Raw genomic sequence first — 20,613 nt, forward strand, 5'->3', positions numbered from 1 at the left:
AACGAGCCTGCTCGCGATAGCGGAATCTCAGCCGACATCTTCGTTGACTGAGCCACCGCCATCGCGAGCGGGCTCGCTCCCACAGGAGATGCCTATTGCTATCGGTTATTCACCGCTGTCACGCCGTGACAGCCGATAGGACAGCTGGGCACGGGTCAGGCCCAGGCGACGGGCCGCTTCGGAGACATTGCCTTTGACCTCGAGCAGGCAATGATCGATCAAGGTGTCCTCGACCTCCTGCAACGACAATCGGCTCAGGTCTTTGTCGCCAAACAGCGCCTGGATCGCCTCATGGCTTGTGTCCTTGTGCGCGGGCACCGTACGGGAGGCCGGGGCCTGGTCATGGGGTGACGCCGCCAGTTGCCCCCGATTTCCAATGGAGAACATCGGCTGCGCCAGCCGCTCGCCACTGGTGAACAGGTGTGCCAGGTCGATTGCACCGCCATCCGGCGCGCTGATCACGCCACGCTCCACCAGGTTCTGCAGTTCGCGGATATTGCCTGGGAAGTCGTAGGCCAGCAGCGTATCGGCGGTGCGCGGAGTGAAGCCGCTGATCTGGCGACCATGCAACCGTGTGAAGCGATGCAGGAAGTGCGTCATCAGCAGCGGGATGTCTTCCTTGCGCTCGCGCAACGGTGGCAAGTGGATCGGGAACACGTTCAGGCGGAAGAACAGGTCTTCGCGAAACTCCCCCCGTTGCGCGGCGGCACGCAGGTCGACGTTGGTGGCGGCCACCACCCGTACGTCGACTTTGAGGGTCCGGCTGCCGCCCACCCGTTCGACTTCGCCTTCCTGCAGCACGCGCAGCAGCTTGCCTTGGGCCACCAGGCTGAGCGTGCCGATCTCATCGAGAAACAGGGTGCCACCGTTGGCGCGCTCGAAACGTCCGGCGCGTGACTGGGTTGCGCCGGTAAAAGCGCCGCGTTCGACGCCAAACAGTTCCGACTCCATCAGGTTCTCCGGGATGGCGGCGCAGTTGATGGCGACGAAGGGGGCGTCATGGCGCGGACTGATGCGGTGCAGCATCCGCGCAAACATTTCCTTGCCGACCCCGGACTCACCGGTGAACAGCACTGTCGCCTGGGTCGGAGCCACCCGACGCAGCATGTGGCACGCTGCGTTGAAGGCCGAAGAAATACCCACCATGTCGCTGTCCTGGGTGGGCTGGTGAGCGGCTTGCAGCTCGGCCGGCAGTGCACCTTTGTCGCCACGGCCGAGGGAGGTCGGGCTACGTCCGCTGGTGCTGACAAAAGGTTCGGCGTTGAGGTCCGCGAGATCGCCTTCGGCATCGTCCCATTCTTCGGCGGGCTTGCCGATCAGCCGGCAGATATTCGACCCGGTGGACCGGCATTCGACCTCGCGATAGAGGATCAGCCGGCCGACCATCGCCGAGGTGTATCCGGTGGCATAGCCGGTCTGCATCCAGCAGGCCGGTTCGGTGCCGATGCCGAACTGGGCGATGTGTTCGTCGTCTTCGCTGGAATGGTGCCAGAGGAATTCGCCGTAATAGGTGCCCAGGTTCATATCGAATTCGAAGTGCACCGGCTCGACCTTCACCGCGCCTTCGATGGCATGGATGATCGGGCCGGCGGCGAACAGCGCGAGAAAGTCGGCCTCGGGGAAACGCTCCTTGATCAGTGCCGCGTCCCGAGCGCCGCAATGATAACCGGTGCGCAGCATGATCCCTCGGGCCCGCGACAACCCCATGCTTTCAATCAACTCACGCCGTAATGCACCGATTCCGCTGCTGTGCATCAGCAACATGCGGGCGCCGTTCAACCAGATGCGACCGTCGCCGGGGCTGAACATCAGGCATTCGGTCAGGTCCTGCAGCGTGGGAGAGGCGCCTGGCGGCAATTGCTCACTGGCGCCGCGGGCGGGTTTCTTTTTGGCTTCGCCGGAAAGCTCCGCCAGGGAAATCAGCTTGTCTGCCATGCGAAACCCTTAATGCGAGTAATCATATTGCGCATAGTGCAGCATGAATTTGCTGAAATCATCACTTTTTTCTCCTGCGGCAGCGCGCCGTGTGAAAGCGTGAATGCTCAATAATCCCTGTATACCCCGTGCTTGAGCGGTCCGGTTGTCCTTACCGTGAGATGGCATATCGCTTGCTACAACTAGTTACCGATATTAACTATTCGGCAATAACAATATGGCTTGGCGACCGTTGTGCGGGTTGCACAAGCATCAACCGGGAAGACCCGTATGAAGCTGACTAACAAGAAGATCGTCGTGACCGGGGTTTCCTCGGGTATCGGCGCCGAGACGGCCAGGGCCCTGCGTGCCCGTGGCGCCCTCGTCATCGGCATGGACCGCAACGAGCCGAACCTGAGCCTGGATGGATTTGTCCTGGCCGATCTCAGCCATCCCGACGCAATCGACGACGCCGTGCGCCAGTTGCCGGAACGTATCGATGGGCTATGCAACATCGCCGGGGTGCCCGGCACGGCCGATCCGCAACGGGTTGCCTACGTCAATTACCTGGGTCTGCGCCATCTCTGCACGGCGGTGCTGCCGCGCATCGCCGAGGGGGGCAGTATCGTCAATGTGGCGTCGATCCTCGGCGCCCAGTGGCCGCAACGCCTGGATCTGCACAAGGAACTGGCGCGTATCGAGGGTTTCTTCCAGGGGCAGGCATGGCTGGCCCAGCATCCGGTGCCCAAGGAGAGCTGCTACCAGTATTTCAAGGAAGCCTTGATCGTCTGGACCTACCTGCAGGCCCAACCCTGGTTCATGGAACATTCGGTGCGCATGAACAGCGTGGCGCCGGGACCGGTGTTCACGCCCATCCTCGGCGATTTCGTCAGCATGCTCGGTCAATCGCGCGTCGAGGCCGACGCCCACCGCATGAAACGCCCGGCCTACGCCGATGAGGTGGCCGTCGCCATTGCCTTCCTGTGCGCGGACGAATCGCGCTGGATCAATGGCATCAACCTGCCCGTCGATGGGGGACTGGCCTCCACCTACATCTGAACGAGGGTTCACCAACTGCGCATTTGCGTGCGGCTCATTGCCGGTTCTTCCAAAAAACATGTTTCCAGACAACAAGAACAATGAGGAACACCATGCACAACTCTCGATGCTATCCGGGCTTCAAGCGTTCGGCCCTGGCTCTCTCGGCTTGCCTCGCTGGCCTGGCTTCCCAAGCCCAGGCCGCTCAGATCGACCTGGGCGACAGTGACTGGCGCCTGCGCTGGGACAACACCCTCAAGTACAGCCAGGCCTGGCGGTTGAAAGGGGCCGATGACCGTCTGACCAACGCGCCGACGGCGAGCGGCCTGTACCCCTCGATCCAGAGCCAGGGCGACAAGAATTTCAGTCGCGGGCTGGTTTCCAACCGGCTGGACCTGTTCAGTGAGATGGACCTGAGCAAGGAAAACTACGGCCTGCGTCTCAGCGGTGCAGCGTGGTATGACAATGTCTATAACCAGGACACCGACGACAGCGCCAACCCGCACTTTCTCGACGACACCCGCGAGCTGCATGGGCGTGACGCCGAGATACTGGATGCCTTTGTGTTCCTGCGCGGTAACGTCGGCGATGCGAGCCAGGGTACCGTGCGCCTCGGTCGGCACAGCCTGATCTATGGCGAAAGCCTGTTCTACGGGGGCAACGGCATCGCCGCCGCCCAGGGTCCAACCGATGTGGTCAAGCTGCTCAGCGTGCCGGGCACCCAGTTCAAGGAGATCCTGCGTCCGGTCAATCAGGTATCCGGGCAGTTGCAGATCACCCCCCAGTTATCGGTGGGGGCCTACTATCAGTTCGAGTGGGAGCGTTCCAATCTTCCGGGCGCCGGCAGCTACCTGAGTGACAACGACGGTATTGGCAAGGGTTCAGGCGACTGGACCGAGGTGTTTGGCAACACCACCGTGCATGCCTCAGACATCGAGGCCAGGAATTCGGGGCAGGGCGGCATGCAATTGCGCTACAAACCGGAAGGCACCGAGCTGGAGCTGGGTTTCTACGCCGCCAAATACCATGACAAGGCGCCGAGCGCGCTGTATGCCTACCTGGATGGCCCTGCGGCGGCGGCCACGGGACTGCCGATCCTGGGTTCCTATCGCCAGGTCTATGCCGAAGACATCAAGACCGTCGGGGCCAGCTTCTCCACGGCCTATGGCCCGTTCAACTTCGCCGGCGAGACGTCGGTGCGGTGGGACGCGCCCCTGGTCAGCAACCTGCAAGTGGTTGCGCCTGGCACAGCGGCGGACAACAGCGGGGACGCCTTGTACGCCAAGGGCAAGACCGCTCACGTCAACCTCTCGACCATTTACCTGCTGCCGCCCAACGCCCTGTGGGACGGTGGCTCGGTACTCGCCGAGCTGGCCTGGAACCGCACCCTCAGCGTCACCGAGAACCGTGCCGCGCTGGATTCCAACACCACCCGCGACGCCACCGCTTTGCGGGTGCTGGCCGAACCGGCCTATTTCCAGGTGGCTGACGCGCTCGACGTCAGCGTGCCGATGGGGTTTGGCGTGGTCCTCGACGGGCGTTCATCGGCGGTCAGCAAGTCAGGCTTCGGCAATACCCACGCCGGTGACTGGAGCATCGGTGTCAAGGCCACCTACCTGCAGCGTTGGGACTTCGGCATCAACTACGTGAACTTCTTTGGCAAGACCGGGGCGGGGCTGCGTGAGGACGGCAACTTCAGCTATGCGCAATCCCTGGCCGACCGCGATTTCGTCTCCATGTACGTGAAAACCACATTCTAATAAGAGGTTTCATTCCCTATGCAAAACCCATCTTCCTTGCGTATCCCGGCCCTGGCCATTGCCTTGTTGAGTACGAGCCTGGCGCACGCGGCGGTTTCCCCCGAGCAGGCTGCACGGCTGAACAAAGACCTCACCCCGATGGGCGCCGAGCGGGCGGCCAACAAGGACGGCAGTATTCCGGCGTGGACGGGTGGTTACACCCAGGTACCCGCCGGTTACAAGAACGGCGACAAACGCGCCGATCCGTTCGCCGCCGAGAAGCCGCTGTACTCGATCAGCGCCGCGAACATGGCGCAATACGCCGATCTGTTGGCCGATGGCACCAAGGCCTTGATGCAGAAATATCCGGGCTATCGCCTGGACGTCTACCCGACCCACCGCAGTGCCGCCGCCCCACAGTGGGTGTATGACAACACCCTGAAGAACGCGACCCGCGCCACTGTCGAGGTGGAAACCGAGAAAGTCAGCGGCGCCTATGGCGGGATTCCGTTCCCGTTGCCGCAGAACGGCACCGAGGCGCTGTGGAACTATCGCTTGTCCTGGCAGGGTGCCGACACGTTCTATGCGCCGTTCGACACCTGGCTGATGACTGCTGGCGGCAAGAAGATCCAGGCTACACGAGCACGGTTCTGGTACCAGGATCCTTACTACTTCAAGGAGGGGAGCCTGGAGACATTCGCCGGCAAGTTCCGCATCGGCAAACTGGCCACCGAGCTGCCATCCTCCAAGGCCGGCGAAGGCCTGATGACCCATTGGGATATGGACCCTGGCAAGCGTGCAGCCTGGCAGTACCTGGTGGGCCAGCGTCGAGTACGGCGCGCGCCAAACATCGCCTACGACACCCCGGACTTCGTCACCTCCGGCGTCGGTTTCTTCGACGAGGCGTTCATGATCTTCGGCCCGACCGACCGCTACGACCTGAAGCTGGAAGGCAAGAAAGAGCTGCTGGTGCCTTATAACAACAACCGTTCGGCGGCGGCCAAGAGCGACGATCTGGTCAAGCCGGGCTTCCTGAACCCTGACCTGGTGCGCTGGGAGAAACACCGGGTCTGGGTGGTGAGCGCCACCCTTAGGGAAGGCAAGCGTCACGTGGTGCCCAAGCGCACCTATTACCTGGATGAGGATTCCTGGCAAGTGCTGCTGGTCGATGGTTATGACGCCCAAGGCAAGTTGGGACGGCATAACTATTCGCTGACACTGCTGGCCCCCGAGATGCCGGTGCTGACCGCCCAAATGCAGTGGGGCAGCTACAACCTGGAGACCGGCGCCTACTTCCTGAACTCGTCGGCCAACGACCTGGACGTGCAATACCAGAGCTATCCACGGCCGCCGGCGTCGTTCTTCACGCCGGATGCGATGGCCAACGACAGTTTGCGCTAAGACGTTGCACCACGCGCCGGGCACGAGCATCGGCGCGTTGGGTATGGATCAATTCATGGGCGGTTGGAGCGGGCATGATCGGTAACTTTTCATTCAGGCGGGCACTGTCGGCAGCCCTGTTGCTGATGTTTTTGCTGGCGCCCGGCTGGGCCGCGGCCACTCCACGGATTGCATTGCTCGACCAGCCGGCCATGCAGAGCGCCAAGGCCCGTCACGCCGTGTTGCTGGCGGTGGCCCGCGCAGGCGAACGGCTGGTGGCGGTGGGCGAACGTGGCATCATTCTGCTCTCTGACGACTCCGGGATGACCTGGCGTCAGGCCCAGGTGCCGGTCAGCGTCAGCCTGACGGCTGTGCAATTCGTCTCGGCCCGACAGGGGTGGGCCGTCGGTCATATGGGCGTGGTGCTGCGCAGTACGGACGGCGGCGAAACCTGGAGCAAGCAGCTCGATGGCATCGGCGCTGCGCAGCTGGCGCTGGTGTCGGCTCGACAAGACGGCGACGCCAAGCGCCTGAGCGATGCCGAGCGACTGGTGGCCGACGGCCCTGACAAGCCATTTCTCGACCTGTATTTCAGCGACCCTCGTAACGGTTACGTCGTGGGGGCCTATGGGCTGATCCTGCGCACCGAGGACGGTGGCGAAAGCTGGCGGCCCTGGATGCAACAGGTGGACAACCCCGAGGACCTGAACCTGTACGGCATTCGCGCAGCCGGCAATGCGCTGTTCATGGTGGGCGAGCGGGGCTTGCTGCTGCGTTCCAGCGACAACGGGCACAGTTTCCAGGCGCTCGAATCTCCCTATGCGGGCAGCTTCTTCGGCCTGCAAGGCAATGCTCGCGGAGAACTGGTGGCGTTCGGTCTGCGTGGCAACGTTTTCTGGTCGGGTGATCAGGGCGCCAGTTGGCGCCCCCTGCAAACCGGTCTGGAAGTGGCCTTGTCGGCCTCGACGCCTTTGCCCGATGGGGCGCTGGTGCTGGCCAGTCAGGCCGGAGATCTGCTGCTCAGCGCGGGCAGCGGAGGCCGCTTTCGAGCCCTGTCCGCGCCGGTCGGCACCTCCATTGCCGGCCTGGTGGCGGCCCCTGACGGCAGCTTGATCTGCGTCGGACTGGGCGGTGTGACCCGCCTCAATCCTGATCTTTTCTCGGCGCAACGCTGAAATCACTTGCCTGTGCCCTAGCGGGCCGTATGCGGAGCATGACGTGAATAACCCTAATCTCTCCTTCGAACAGCAAGTCGTGATCGCCCGCCTGGAAGACTTCGATCCGCGCTCCGGTAACCTGGGTGAGCGCGCCATCTTCAATCACAGACCATGGGTCATTGTGTTGTGCTTGCTGGTCACCCTAGTGTTGGGTTACCAAGCCAGCAAGATCGGCCTCAATGCCAGTTTCGAGAAGACCATCCCGACTTCCCACCCGTACGTGGCCAACTTTCTGGAGCAGCGCAGCGACCTGAGCGGCCTCGGCAACTCGATCCGTATTGCCGTGGCCGTCAAGGACGGCAGCATTTTCGACAAGGACTATTTGGATGTCCTGGCCAGGCTCAACGATGAAATCTATTTGCTGCCGGGGGTCGACAAACCCTACATGAAGTCCCTGTGGACGCCGACCACACGTTGGACGGCCGTGACTGAAGAGGGGCTCGATGGCGGCACGGTGATTCCGGATACCTACGACGGCTCGCCGGCCAGCCTGGATGAAGTGCGCACTAACGTTGCGCGCTCCGGTGAGATCGGGCAGCTGGTGGCTGGCAACTTCCAGTCCAGCGTGATCTTCGTGCCGCTGCTGGAGATCAACCCGGCCACCGGCAAGGCGTTGGACGCCGGCGAGTTCTCCCGGCAACTGGAAGCACTGCGCGACAAATACCAGAACGAGCGGATCCAGATCCACATCACCGGCTTCACCAAAATCATCGGCGACCTGATCGCCGGGTTGGCGCAGGTCATGCTGTTCTTTGTCATCGCCGTGGTGGTCACCGTGGCGGTGCTCTACTGGTACACCCGTTGCGCCCGCAGCACGGCACTGGTGGTGCTGTGTTCGCTGGTGGCGGTGCTCTGGCAGATCGGTTTGCTGGCGACCCTCGGTTATGACCTGGACCCGTACTCGGCATTGGTACCTTTTCTAGTGTTCGCCATCGGCATGAGCCATGGCGCGCAGAAGATGAACGGCATCATGCAAGACATCGGTCGCGGCACGCACCGGGTGGTCGCGGCTCGCTACACCTTCCGCCGCCTGTTCGCCGCTGGCATGACCGCGCTGCTCTGCGATGCGGTGGGGTTTGCCGTGCTGATCGTGATCAAGATCCAGGTGATCCAGGATCTCGCGATCACTGCCAGCATTGGCGTGGCGGTGTTGATTTTCACCAACCTGATCCTGTTGCCGATCCTGCTCAGCTACATCGGTGTAGGAGCCAAGGCCGCAGCACGCAGCCTGCGGGCGGAGACCGCCGAGTTGACCGCCAGCGTCAAGCATCCGCTGTGGCGTTTTCTGGATCTGTTCACCCGACGCCCCTGGGCCTGTGGCGCCTGTCTGGTGGCGCTGACGCTGGCGGCGGGCGGATTCGCCGTCAGCCTGCACCTGAAAGTCGGCGACCTCGATCCAGGTGCCCCGGAGCTGCGCCCGGACTCGCGCTACAACCGTGATGCGGCCTTCATGACGCAAAACTACGCGGCCAGTTCGGACATTTTCGTGGTCATGGTCAAGACCCCGGAAGACCAGTGCACCCGCTATCCGACCCTGGCCGCGGTCGACTCCCTGGCCTGGCAACTGGAGCAACTGCCGGGGGTGGAGTCCACCCAGTCCATGGCGGCCCTGAGCAAGATAGCCGCCGCCGGTTATAACGAGGGCAACTTCAAGTGGTACGAGCTGATTCCCAACGATGGCGCCCTGGGTGCGGTGCAGACCCGTGCACCACGGGAGCTGTTCAATCAGGGATGTTCACTGCTCTCGCTCTACGTGTACCTGGCCGACCACAAGGCCGACACGTTGCAACGGGTGGTCGAGGCCAGCGAAGCCTTCATCGCCAGACAGCACTTGCCGCAGGTGAAGTTCATGCTCGCGGCCGGCAGTGCCGGGATCGAGGCGGCCACCAACATCGTGGTGAAGAAGGCCATGCGCGAAATGCTGTTCTGGGTCTATGGCGCGGTGATTCTGCTGTGCTGGGTGACCTTCCGCTCATGGCGGGCTGTACTGGCGGCGGTGTTGCCACTGGTGCTCACGTCGATTCTCTGCGAGGCACTGATGGTTGGCCTGGGCATGGGCGTCAAGGTCGCCACCTTGCCGGTGATCGCCCTCGGCGTTGGTATCGGCGTCGACTACGCACTCTACGTGCTGAGCATTATCCTGGCCCACATGCGCGCTGGCGCCTCGTTGTCCGAGGCTTATTACCGCGCCTTGCTGTTCACCGGCAAGGTGGTGCTGTTGACGGGTATCACCCTGGCCATCGCCGTGGCGACCTGGGCCTGGTCGCCGATCAAATTCCAGGCCGACATGGGTATCCTGCTGGCGTTCATGTTCCTGGTGAATATGCTCGGCGCCCTGATCCTGTTGCCTGCGCTGGCGTACTTGCTGCTACCCGAGCGGCTCTTCGCAAAAAAGCCTGAGGACTGCAGGGTGATGCGTCCGGTCGGGGAGGCTTGAACCTGCGTGCCGCCGTCGTCGTGCGACTCGGTGGCACGAAGAAGAGCTTTGGACACCTATAATTCGGCTGCCATATTTTTGGCGTTTCGGTTTTCAGACGCTCTTTTTCATTGAATAGTAAAAAGAAAATTACAGCTTCGCCTGGCTTGATCTACGCTCCAGAAAAGGGTCACCCCGAGCAGGGGGGGTTCCAATGCGAAGCGCATCTGAAAACAGTCTTGGGAAAGCGTTGGGCGCCTGCAGAGACAGCTTCATCTCTGTTGGCTTTTTCAGCCTCTTCATCAATGCACTGATGCTCGTTCCGACCTTCTACATGCTTCAGGTCTACGGGCGAGTGATGACCAGCGGCAGCCTCACCACCCTGGTCATGCTTACGCTGATCATGACCGGGCTGGTGGTGACGCTCGGTTCATTGGAGTGGATACGCTCGCGCATCATGGTCCATGTCAGTACCCGGCTGGATGCGTTGCTCAGCCGCGAGGTCTACAAGGCCAGTTTCCATCGGGCGCTGGACAGTGGCGGCATGGATGCCTCGGCTCAGCCGCTCAATGACTTGACCGGCTTGAGGCAATTTCTCTCCGGCAACGGTTTGTTCGCCTTTTTCGATGCCCCCTGGTTGCCGATCTATATCGCGGTCATGTTCGTGTTCCATCCCTGGTTTGGCTGGGTCGCGACGGGCAGCGCATTGTTGCTCCTGGCACTGGCTTTTATCAACGAACGGTTGACCGGCCCGGTGCTGGCTCAGGCCAACAAGGAACACATCGGCGCGACGCTCTACACCACGAAAAACCTGCGCAACGCCGAAGTCATCGAATCCATGGGTATGCTCGAGACCCTCATGGAGCGATGGGGTCGTCGTCAACGAAGGGTGCTGTTGCTGCAGTCACTGGCCAGCAATCGAGGGGCGCTTGTCAGCACGTTGTCGCGCACGTTCCGTCTCCTGGTGCAGTCGTTGGTACTGGGGCTGGGGGCGTACCTGGCGGTGGATCATCAGGTGGGGGCCGGTATGGTATTCGCCGGGTCCGTGTTGCTGGGGCGGGCGCTGGCGCCCATCGACCTGATCATCGGCAGTTGGAAAGGCTTCATCGCGGCTCGCTCGCAGTACAGTCGCCTGAACAGCATCCTTGAAAAACAGCTGGCGCAGCCCGATTGCATGCCGTTGCCTGCCCCAGAGGGCCATGTAAAGGTCGAGAACCTGGTTGTCTCGGCCCCAGGTTCGAAGGCGCCTATCATCAAAAACATCAGCTTCAGCGTCCCGGCCGGATGCAGGGTGGGCATCATCGGCCCGAGTGCCGCCGGCAAGTCGACCCTGGCCAGGGCTCTGATCGGGGTATGGGCGCCACAACAAGGAGTGGTCCGACTGGACGGCGCCGACATCGGTGCCTGGAACAAGCATGAGCTGGGGCCGCATATCGGATATCTGCCTCAGGACATCGAGTTGTTCGAGGGCAGCATCGGCCAGAACATTGCCCGCTTCGCCGAGGTCGATTCGACCCAGGTCATTCAGGCGGCCCGGAGCGCGGGTGTTCACGAAATGATTTTGCAACTGCCCGACGGCTACGACACAGTCATTGGCAGCGAGGGCTTGATGTTGTCGGCGGGGCAGCGCCAGCGCATCGGGTTGGCCCGTGCCTTGTACGGCAATCCGCGGTTGATTGTCCTCGACGAGCCCAACTCCAATCTCGACGACGTGGGCGATCGTGCCCTGGCAGCGGCTCTCCATCAGCTCAGGCAGACCGGCGCCACCGTCTTTGTCATCACCCATCGAACCAACATCGTGTCGCAACTCGACCGACTCCTTGTGATGAACGCCGGGGTTATCAGTCTCTACGGGGCACGCGAGGATGTGCTGGCCGAACTCAACGCGCAGCAAAAGCAGGCACAGAAGCCTGCCATGCCAGCAAGCGCCGGCATCACTTCGGTCAACGCCGGCAGGGGTGGTACCGATGAACCCTGCGATACCCGATCGTCAACTTGAAAACCTCACCGATCTGCCGACTTCCGACCGCAAAATCCGCCGCCTGGGTATCGGCATTGTAGGCGTGACCTTTGGCCTGTTCGGCACCTGGGCCGCGGTCGCGCCCCTGGACGGCGCCGCTTATGCACCGGGAGTCGTCACGGTGCAGTCCTATCGCAAAACGGTTCAGCATCTGGAGGGCGGCATCGTCAAGACGTTGCTGGCCCATGACGGTGACATCGTCCAGCGTGACGATCCGTTGATCATCCTCGACGACGCTCAGCTGCGCTTCGAATACGAAACCACCCGAAGCCAGTTGGTCGCGGCCAAGGCCATGGAGGCAAGACTCAAGGCCGAGCGCGACTTGCTGCCTGCCATCGATTTTGGCCAGAACGCCGATCCCGCCGACCTGCGAACGGCCGAAGCGCGTCAGGTCGAGACCCTGGTGTTCAACGCCCGGCGCGGTTCGCGGCTGGGCCAGGTGGCGGTGCTGCGTGAACGTGTCGGTCAGTTGCAGCAACAGGTCAAGGGCCTCCAGTCGATGATCGGCGCCAAGGTGCATCTGGAGAAATCCTATGGCGCCGAAATCGATGAGCTGACCGACTTGCTCAAGCAAGGCTTCGTCGACAAGCAACGGCTGGTCGAACAGGAGCGCAAGCTGGGGATGCTCAAGTCGGAGGTCGCCGACCACCGCTCCACGATTGACAGGACGCGACTGCAGATCAACGAAACACAGTTGCAGATCCTGCAAATCGACAAGGACTTCAACGCCGACGTTGCCAAACAGCTGGCCGAGGTCCAGACGCGGATATACGACCTGCAGGAAAAAGCCTCGGCCCTTGAAGACCGGCTCAGTCGCATCGTCATCCGCGCCCCGGACGCGGGCATGGTGATCGGCATGACCGTGCACACCATCGGTGGCGTGGTGCGTGCGGCAACGCCGTTGCTGGACATTGTCCCGTCGATTTCCGAACTGGTCATCGAAGCGCAGGTGGCGCCCGTGGACATCGATCGCATTGCCATCGGCAAACGCGCCGACATTCGCTTCGGGGCTTTCAACAGTTCCACCACGCCCGTGATCGAAGGCGAGGTCATCAGCGTGTCGGCGGATCGATTGACCAACGAGAAGACTGGCGCGGCCTATTACCTGGCACGGGTCAGGGTCACCGAAAGTGGCATACGCACGTTGGGTGAGCGCAAGTTGTTGCCGGGCATGCCGGCGGACGTCTTGATCATCACCGGGCAGCGCACGCTGCTGCAGTACTTGATGCAGCCGGCACGGACAGCCTTGTCTCAATCGATGATCGAGGAATGACCATGGCCACGTTGACGGTTGTACTCGTGGGCCTGCTCGTGCTCATCCCCGGCAGCGCCCTGGCACAGAGTCATCCATCGCAATCCGAGGCAGCCGATTCGGTCGGGGTCAGCGCCTCGACGTTTTCTACCGACCTCAGGCAGCTGTATCGTGAGGCGCGGCTGGAAGATCCGCAGATCGTGGCTTCCCATGCGCGAGCCCAGGCAGGCCAGGAACATCAGCGCGAGGCCATGGGCGCGCTGCTGCCTCAGCTCTCGTTTAACGCCGGTACGAACCGGATCCACCAGGACAGCGACCTCGTACAACGCAGCTTCGATAGCGAGAGTTATGGTTTGGTGTTGCGTCAGTATCTGTACAACAAGGCCGCGTGGGAGAACTACCAGAAGTTCAAGAGCCTGGCCCGACAGTCCGAGTCTCAGGCGCAGGACGCCCAGGCCGAGGCGACGGTGGAGCTGGCGCGACGGTACTTCCTCGCGCTGGCAGCCGAGGATGAGCTGGCGCTCGTGAGGGCCGAACGGCAAACCACCCAAAGGAGCCTGGACCGGGTCAGCGCGCTGTATGAAAAGCAAATGGCGTTGGTGACCGATCAGCTGGACCTCAAGGCCAGGGTGGATCTGCTTGCGGCGCAGGAGCTGGATGCCCGTAATCAGGCCAGCATCAGCCGCGAGGCGTTGGCGGAGATTGTCGGTCGGCCCGTCAAGGAGCGCCTGAACCGGATTCGCGATGACATACAGCTACAGGTGTCGGCGCAAAGCCTGGAGGCCTGGATCCGTGATGGGCTGGCACTGAATCCGGCGCTCAAGGCCAACGAGAGCGGTGTTGACGCGGCCGGCGCGGCGCTGCGCAGTGGCAAGGGTGGGCATTATCCGACGGTGAGCTTGAACCTGAGCGCCCAGCAAACCAACGAGGGCTACAACAACTCATTGGCCCCCCGTACTGACAGTTATGTCGCAGGGATCGGTATCCAGGTGCCGCTGTACAGCGGGGGTTCGACCTCGGCACGGGTTCGCGGGCTCTATCAGGATCAGATTGTCGCCGAGCAGGAACTGGAAGCGGTCCGGCGCCGGGTCGTCAAGGAGATCACCAGCGCTTACCTGACCGCCAATTCCAATGGTGAAAAGATTGGCGCGAATCGCCTGGCATTGAGCTCGGCTCAGTTGTCCAGAGTTGCGGCCGAAAAAGCGCTGAGCTACGGGATGGTCAATTCCGTCGACGTCCTGGCCAGCGTACGCAATGAGTTTCGCGCGCGACGGGACTTGCTAAAGACCCAATATGATTTTCTGAGTAACGTGCTGACCCTGAACCGCTGGGCGGGGAAGGCACCGGTCGAGAGTATCGAAAACGTGAACGCCTGGTTGGGTCCTGGCGGCTCCAATCAGCACGTTATGGATCCTTGAACAGGGCGGGCCATCCGGAAGAAGGGTGAGATGCCCGTCGTTAAATTGACGACACGAGCTTTAGAGAAGCCAAGTTGTCGCCGTTTGTCGGTTAATTGACAAACTGAACGAGCTGTCCGCCAGACCGAACATCAAGTGAGCTCGATTCAAGTCGTTGATTAACAGGACATTAGTCAATTGTTTCGCGGCCGTAACGCAGGATGCCATGAGAGCTTGAGCTGATGCAGGCAGGTGAGGGGAGGCTGGAAATGCTCCGCCCTGGCCTAGACTCAGCGTACGGGCTCAGGGGAGCACATTATCATGTGTAAGCTGTTGATAATTATTCCTGTTCGTGTTGTTTCATGGGGGGTGTCCGGATTCTGGAACGACCTGCAATCGTTAACGCGGCCAGGGGTAAACACTCTCGCCGATTGCTTGCGGGGGGCAGGAATATGATCCCGGATCAACGAAAGCCCATACGCGTCATGCTCGTCGATTGCAGGCCGCTTGTCCTCATGGGGCTTCACGACCTGATCAATGCCAGGAAGCCCCAGATGGAAGTGAGCGGCCAGGCCTCCACCTACGCCAGCGCGCTGGACCTTGCCGATCAGTTGCGCCCCAACGTGGTTTTCTTCAGCTTTTTCCCGGACGCATTGAACCCGCTGGAGGTGGTTGCGCAACTTACCCGAAACGCCCGGATGAAAGTGCTGGTACTCAAAGGCCTGTACGAAGCGGTGCCCGTTGCCCAGGCAATAGAGGCAGGGGCGCGAGGCATTGTACTGGCCGAAGATCCAACCGAATCGATCGTGCGGGCCATCGTCACGGTCCATCATCGCGACGTCGGACGCGACAGGGCCTGGGCCGACGGTCTTTCGGGCTATGCCGCGAACGGGCACATTCCTTTGAGGTGCAACCAGGAGCAGATGAAGCAGGCACGCTTGACGCTGCGCGAAAGAGAACTCATCCACGCCATCGTGGGTGATCCTTCCGCCAAATACATCAGCATTGCCGAGCGCTTGGGCATCAGCGAGCACACCGTGCACAATCACCTGAGCAACATTTATCAGAAGCTCAATCTCATCAACCGGATCGACCTGCTGATGTATGCGCTCAAACACGGGCTCACCAATGATCAACCGCCCCCCGAGTCCACTTGGGTAGAGCTGGATTGATTTACATCAACGAGGCTGGGCACCGCCTGGCCTCTTTACCGGCCCGACAAAAACAATGGGAGGGTGGTCTCCAGGCCACTCTCCCATGTACTTATGGGCCTGTTGTATCAGGCAGCGCCCATCACGATGTCGTTACTCAGCAGGTCGACCCCGACCAGGGTGATGGTGGTTGTTTGCCCGCCCGTTTCGGCAATCGTCACGATGCTGTCCGCTCCCGCATTGTCGATTGATTGGACGACGGCATTCGCATCACCGTTGAGTACCAGGGTGTCTCGCTGTCCCGCGGCGGTGTCGAAACCAGTGACCTGATACTGGTTCTCGGTCACGGACAGATCGACGTTGAACGCATCACGCTCGCCGTTCGTGCCCACCAGCGTGAAATCGAACAGCGCGTCATCCGATTCGTTGGCGAACAGGTTGGCGTCGAAGGTACTCGTCGCGGTGTCACCGTCCTTGTCCGTCACGGTGGCGTTGAACGTCAGCTGGACATCGCTGGCCAGGCTCTCGGTTTCCTGGATGAACTCGATCACCGGTATCTTGATCGCGCCCCGACCCATGGTGAGCTGGACGGCGTCGATCAACGCGGTGCCTTCGCGTTCCACCTCGAAGGACACCTGTCCGCCGGCTTCCGGTGTCAGGGTGTTGACCTCGGTGAGGTTGGAGAATGTGCCGTCCTCGTAGTAGATCCGGAAGTACAGGTCTTCGGTCGCCGTGTTGTAGCCCGCCACGGAGTTGTCGATGTAGATCTTCATGCCGGTCAGCAGGGTTTCCGGGTTGATGACGAAGCTTTCATCGGCAGCGCCGATGGCCACCAGGTTGTCGCCCTGCAACAGGTTGTTGGCGACGCCGATGCCGGAGGTGCTGACGTTCATGGCTGCCGGATCGATGTACGAGGGCAGGGGATTGGTCTGCAACGTCGCTTCGGTGGGGTCGGGGGCTCCAAGCCCGATGCCCGCCAGGATGTCCGTCGGTGATGCAAGAGCCTTCGCGGAGAAGAAGACGATCTCCTCGGATGCGGAAGGGATGGTCGGATCGTCTGTTTTAGGAATCAACAACGTACGTACCGGGTCAGGACCGCCAGCGTCGAGTGAGCCGTCGGCACTGCTTTGCACGATGGTAGAGCTGAAGCCCTGTACCAGGTCCAGGGTGTAACTGCCATTGGCGTAGGCGGTGAGGGTGTAATCGACACTGGTGTCCGCCGTCGCGGCGTTGTTGTCGAAGTCACCGGTCAAGGTGCCTGCGAAATGGTAGGCGCCATTGACGTCTGGTGAGGATTGCTGCTCGGTGAGCGTCCCGGTTCCTGTGTCGGTCGTACCATCCGGCCGGACCAGGGTGAACTGGCCGTTGAGCAACGAGATATCCAGCCCGGCAGCCCCCAGTCCGTCGGAGCCGGCCGACATGTTCCAGAAGCCGGTTTGAGGAAGCACGCTACCGGTGCCGATCAGGTTGCCGAATGCGACTGATGGGCCATCGTCTTCAAACACCAGGTTTTGCCCGATATTGAGCGCCGCTTGTGCGGTATCACCGTCCTTGTCGGTGATCGTCGCTGTCAGGGTCACCAGATTGTCCAGGGCCAGGGTTTTCGAGTCATCGGGATTGGTTGCGTCCGGATGGATGACCGCCCTGAGCTGATCCAGTGTGACGTTGCCGTTGGCGGCCACGCTGACCGTGAACACCAACAGGTTGGTGGTGGCGGTGCGGCCTTCGACCACTGCGCCGTTGACCGACAGGTTCACCGCTTCGCCCGTGGCGCTATCGGTCAGCCCGGAGGCGCCTGCCACCACACCCAGCCCATAGGTCAACGTGCCCGCGCCATCGGCACCGTATGCCGAGGTGAAGTTGGCGGCGAAGCTTTGGGTCGCGTCAGTCGCCAGGTCCGTTTCGTCGACCGTCAGCGTTGGTTCCGTGCCGGTGGTGCTGATGCTCGGCCCATCGTCCTTGAATACCAGGTTCTGCCCGATGTTGAGCGTTGCCTGGGCGGTATCGCCGTCCTTGTCAGTGATGTTCGCCGTCAGTGTAACCAGGTTGTCCGAGGTGAGGGTTTTCGAGTCATCGGGGTTGGTGGCGTCCGGATGGACCACCGCCCTGGCCTGGTCCAGCGTGACGTCACCGTTGGCGGCCACGCTCACGGTAAAGACCAGCAGGTCGGTGGTGGCGGTGCGGCCTTCGACCACCGTGCCGTTGAGCGACAGATTCACCGCTTCGCCCGTGGCCGTATCCGTCAGCCCCGACGCACCGGCTACCACGCCCAGTGCATAGGTCAGCGTACCCGCGCCATCGGCGCCGAACACCGAGAGGAAGTTGGCGGCAAAGTTCTGGGTGGCATTAGTCGTCAGGTCCGTTTCGTCGACCGTCAGCGACGGCTCCACACCGGTGGTGCTGATGCTCGCCCCGTCATCCTTGAACACCAGGTTCTGGCCGATGTTGAGCGTTGCCTGGGCGCTGTCACCGTCACCGTCGGTTTTGGTCGCCGTCAGCGTTACCAGCTCGTCCGAGGTCAGGGTTTTCGAGTCGTCGGGATTGGTGGCATCCGGATGGACAACCGCCCTGAGCTGATCCAGCGTGACGCTGCCGTTGGCGGCCACGCTGACGGTGAACACCAGCAGGTCGGTCGTGGCGGTGCGACCTTCGACGACGGTGCCGTTGAGCGACAGATTCACCGCTTCGCCCGTGGCCGTATCCGTCAGCCCCGACGCACCGGCTACCACGCCCAGTGCATAGGTCAAGGTACCCGCGCCGTCCGCACCGAACGCCGAGCTGAAGTTAGCGGCAAAGCTCTGGATGGCATTGGTCGCCAGGACCGTTTCATCGACCGTCAGTGTTGGATCCGTTCCGGTGGTGCTGATACTCGGGCCATCGTCTTCGAAAATCATCTTCGAGCCGATTTCGGCTTTGGCAATCGAGGCCTTGAGCAAGGTGAAGCCACCGATATCGAAATCGGCGTGATTGGTGCCTTTGGCGTCGACGGCTGCTCCGTTCTCGATAAGCACGCGGTTATGATCGTCCGTCGTGGTGTAATCGATCTGGTAGCCGGCTTTCACACCGGTGATGGTTGCAACACCGCCTACGATGCTGATGGCGATGGCCGGATCGTTGACCGAACCGTCCGAGTTTTCGATGACCAGCCCTGTGCTGATATTGGTGACGCGCACGTTGGTGATCGCAACGGGAGCATCGCCGGTGTAACCGTTGATGAAGTTCACCCCCGGTTCAGCCGCCGTGTTGAAGGCACTGACCTTGACGACCGCTGTCTTGCCGCTTTGCAACTGCACCACATCGAAGCTGGCGGCCTTCGTGTTGAACATGTCGGTGAAATCTATATTGGATTCAACATCCGCTTCGTTCTGGTCCAGGTTGGGAATGGTCACATCCTGCCGGGCCCCGGTGACGAAGGTGTAACGGATGCCTTCCTGCTCGACGATCATCTGGTTGTTGGTGCCGAAGGTGGTCGGTCCTCCGGCCTGACTGGTGTTGATCGTGTCGCCGGTGGTGATATTCGCGCCACTGGACTGGTCGGCGGGGTTCTTCCCGGTGGCGATGATGGTCGGTTCGGTGATACGCGTGACGCCATCGACTACTTCCGTGTCCGGATTAGCGGCAGTGAACATCAGGAAAAGGTTCTGGCCGGAGGGCGCATTGGCCAGACTGAACTCCAGGTCCTGGCTGGCGCCGACGAACACTTTGTCCTGCAGATTGAGCGGGTCATCGGGATTGGCGGTGTCCGGGTGGCGCAACGCGGCGTATTCAACGGTCCAGATCTTGCCGCCGCTGACTGGCGAACCGGTTTCTTCGATGTAGGCGGCGAATACGATCGTCCCATCCGCCCCGCCGGCGCGGCCCAGCAGGACGTTGTTGTTCGTGTCCGTATAGAGCAGGATGCTGGTGCCGTCGAGGGTGAACAGGCCGCTGTCGACACCGTCGAGCGGTGCCCCGGAGCTGCCAACGAAACTGATGTCGGTAATCACCGCGCCGGCGTCGACCGTGAGGGTAAACGCGTTGCTGCCCGTATTGCCCGCAGCGCCGGTGTAGCCACTCAAAGCTGCGCCTGTAGCCGTTCCGGCACCGAGTGCAGTCAGGCGGGCCGCGAAGGCAGAGGGCAGGGCGGTCAGCAGGATGTCATTGTCATCCGCATCACCCGCGGGGTTTGGGGTGGCAGTGCTGTTCTGCAGGCCGCTGGTTTCGTCCAGCGTAACGTCCGCTCCGCCCACGACCACGCTCAGGTCCGTGGCTTCGGCTGGAATGAACAAGGAGGGTGAATCGATAGTTGCCAATGAGTCTTTCTCATTAATACCCATGGCTTTCTCCTGGACAGTTGCGGTCATCGAGGCCTGACCGTTGACCTTTTTGTCCGCAAACTATGAGAAAGCGCCACGGATTTCGCATCGACCGATACTCCCAGCCCGGCTGGGAGTTTCGGACTATTCCGGGTAGGGAAAGCCGGAGGAAGGGGGCCAGGGCGGCTATCTGGACCCATGGGTTGAGTAACGCGACGAACTGGAAGCTAACGAAAATGTAATCCCGGCCTCAGGTCACTAACAGCGTGACCTATCTAAAGTGCAAGCATGAGCACCAGGTTGTGCTCTCGGCCCTCGATGAGACCCAAAGCGAGATGCCGTCCTGTTACCTCGATGGAGTTTGCACCTATGAATTCGCTGAAACCGATGTTCCTGATTGGCTCGCTGCTGTTGTCTCCCCTGGTCTGGGCCGAAGGCGGCAGTGACCGCGTTTTTGAGCGCATGCAGCAGATGAATGACCAAGCGCCGGCCTTGATGGCTCGGACGCAGAACGTGCCTGCCGGCGAGCGACAGATTTCCATGAAAGAGCACATGACCCGGTTGGAAGACCTGATGGGGCAGCTGCATAAGGAGCGTCCCGCTTCGGATAGACCTGCCAAGGACCATCAGGCCTGGATGGAGAAACACGACAAGGCAATGGACGACATCCTGGGGCAGATGTCCCGTGAGCATAAACTGATGATGGCTGACAAATAAGCCATCGGGTGGACCGATTCCAATAACCCCGACGATGCCGACATGCTCCGCCTATGCTGAATTCACAGCCCATCAAT

Annotated in this window: 12 protein-coding genes; 10 read left to right on the forward strand and 2 right to left on the reverse strand. The window is 61.5% G+C overall.

Going from position 1 to position 20,613, the window contains the following annotated elements; all coding sequences use genetic code 11:
* Positions 1 to 105 precede the first annotated feature (105 nt).
* Entirely contained in the window at positions 106 to 1,935 is a 1,830-nt protein-coding gene (locus tag EGM97_RS05985; protein ID WP_238964275.1) for a sigma-54-dependent Fis family transcriptional regulator, read from the reverse strand.
* A gap of 270 nt (positions 1,936 to 2,205) precedes the next feature.
* Here EGM97_RS05985 and EGM97_RS05990 point away from each other — a divergent pair, with 270 nt between their 5' ends.
* From EGM97_RS05990 to EGM97_RS06030, 9 genes are all read left to right on the forward strand, one after another.
* Complete coding sequence (locus EGM97_RS05990) at positions 2,206 to 2,973, forward strand: coniferyl-alcohol dehydrogenase (protein WP_238964276.1); 768 nt, start codon at positions 2,206 to 2,208, stop codon at positions 2,971 to 2,973.
* A 92-nt stretch (positions 2,974 to 3,065) separates the two neighbouring features.
* Positions 3,066 to 4,712, forward strand: coding sequence for a DUF1302 domain-containing protein (locus EGM97_RS05995; RefSeq protein ID WP_238964277.1), 1,647 nt, complete (start codon positions 3,066 to 3,068; stop codon positions 4,710 to 4,712).
* A gap of 18 nt (positions 4,713 to 4,730) precedes the next feature.
* Positions 4,731 to 6,092 (forward strand): DUF1329 domain-containing protein, encoded by a 1,362-nt coding sequence (locus tag EGM97_RS06000; RefSeq protein ID WP_238964278.1) that lies wholly within the window; start codon positions 4,731 to 4,733, stop codon positions 6,090 to 6,092.
* A 74-nt stretch (positions 6,093 to 6,166) separates the two neighbouring features.
* Positions 6,167 to 7,246, forward strand: a complete 1,080-nt coding sequence (locus EGM97_RS06005; RefSeq protein WP_477788783.1) for a WD40/YVTN/BNR-like repeat-containing protein — start codon at positions 6,167 to 6,169, stop codon at positions 7,244 to 7,246.
* A gap of 43 nt (positions 7,247 to 7,289) precedes the next feature.
* On the forward strand, positions 7,290 to 9,725 hold the full coding sequence (locus tag EGM97_RS06010; protein WP_238964279.1) for an efflux RND transporter permease subunit: 2,436 nt from the start codon (positions 7,290 to 7,292) through the stop codon (positions 9,723 to 9,725).
* Positions 9,726 to 9,918: 193 nt separating this feature from the next.
* Positions 9,919 to 11,703, forward strand: coding sequence for a type I secretion system permease/ATPase (locus tag EGM97_RS06015; RefSeq protein WP_238964280.1), 1,785 nt, complete (start codon positions 9,919 to 9,921; stop codon positions 11,701 to 11,703).
* Positions 11,672 to 12,997, forward strand: coding sequence for an HlyD family type I secretion periplasmic adaptor subunit (locus EGM97_RS06020; protein WP_238964281.1), 1,326 nt, complete (start codon positions 11,672 to 11,674; stop codon positions 12,995 to 12,997). The genes EGM97_RS06015 and EGM97_RS06020 overlap by 32 nt, the downstream gene beginning before the upstream one ends.
* Before the next feature lie 2 nt (positions 12,998 to 12,999).
* Entirely contained in the window at positions 13,000 to 14,394 is a 1,395-nt protein-coding gene (locus EGM97_RS06025) for a TolC family protein (protein ID WP_238964282.1), read from the forward strand.
* Positions 14,395 to 14,825: 431 nt separating this feature from the next.
* On the forward strand, positions 14,826 to 15,545 hold the full coding sequence (locus EGM97_RS06030; protein WP_275300710.1) for a response regulator transcription factor: 720 nt from the start codon (positions 14,826 to 14,828) through the stop codon (positions 15,543 to 15,545).
* Between the two features lie 107 nt (positions 15,546 to 15,652).
* Here EGM97_RS06030 and EGM97_RS06035 read toward each other — a convergent pair whose 3' ends face one another.
* On the reverse strand, positions 15,653 to 19,840 hold the full coding sequence (locus EGM97_RS06035; protein ID WP_238964283.1) for a DUF5801 repeats-in-toxin domain-containing protein: 4,188 nt from the start codon (positions 19,838 to 19,840) through the stop codon (positions 15,653 to 15,655).
* Positions 19,841 to 20,188: 348 nt separating this feature from the next.
* On the opposite strand from EGM97_RS06035, the gene EGM97_RS06040 reads away from it, so the two are divergent.
* Positions 20,189 to 20,536, forward strand: a complete 348-nt coding sequence (locus tag EGM97_RS06040) for a co-regulatory protein PtrA N-terminal domain-containing protein (RefSeq protein WP_238964284.1) — start codon at positions 20,189 to 20,191, stop codon at positions 20,534 to 20,536.
* Positions 20,537 to 20,613: the final 77 nt, after the last annotated feature.

This window comes from Pseudomonas sp. AF32 (assembly GCF_022342325.2).
Taxonomy (GTDB): Bacteria; Pseudomonadota; Gammaproteobacteria; order Pseudomonadales; family Pseudomonadaceae; genus Aquipseudomonas; species Aquipseudomonas uvaldensis.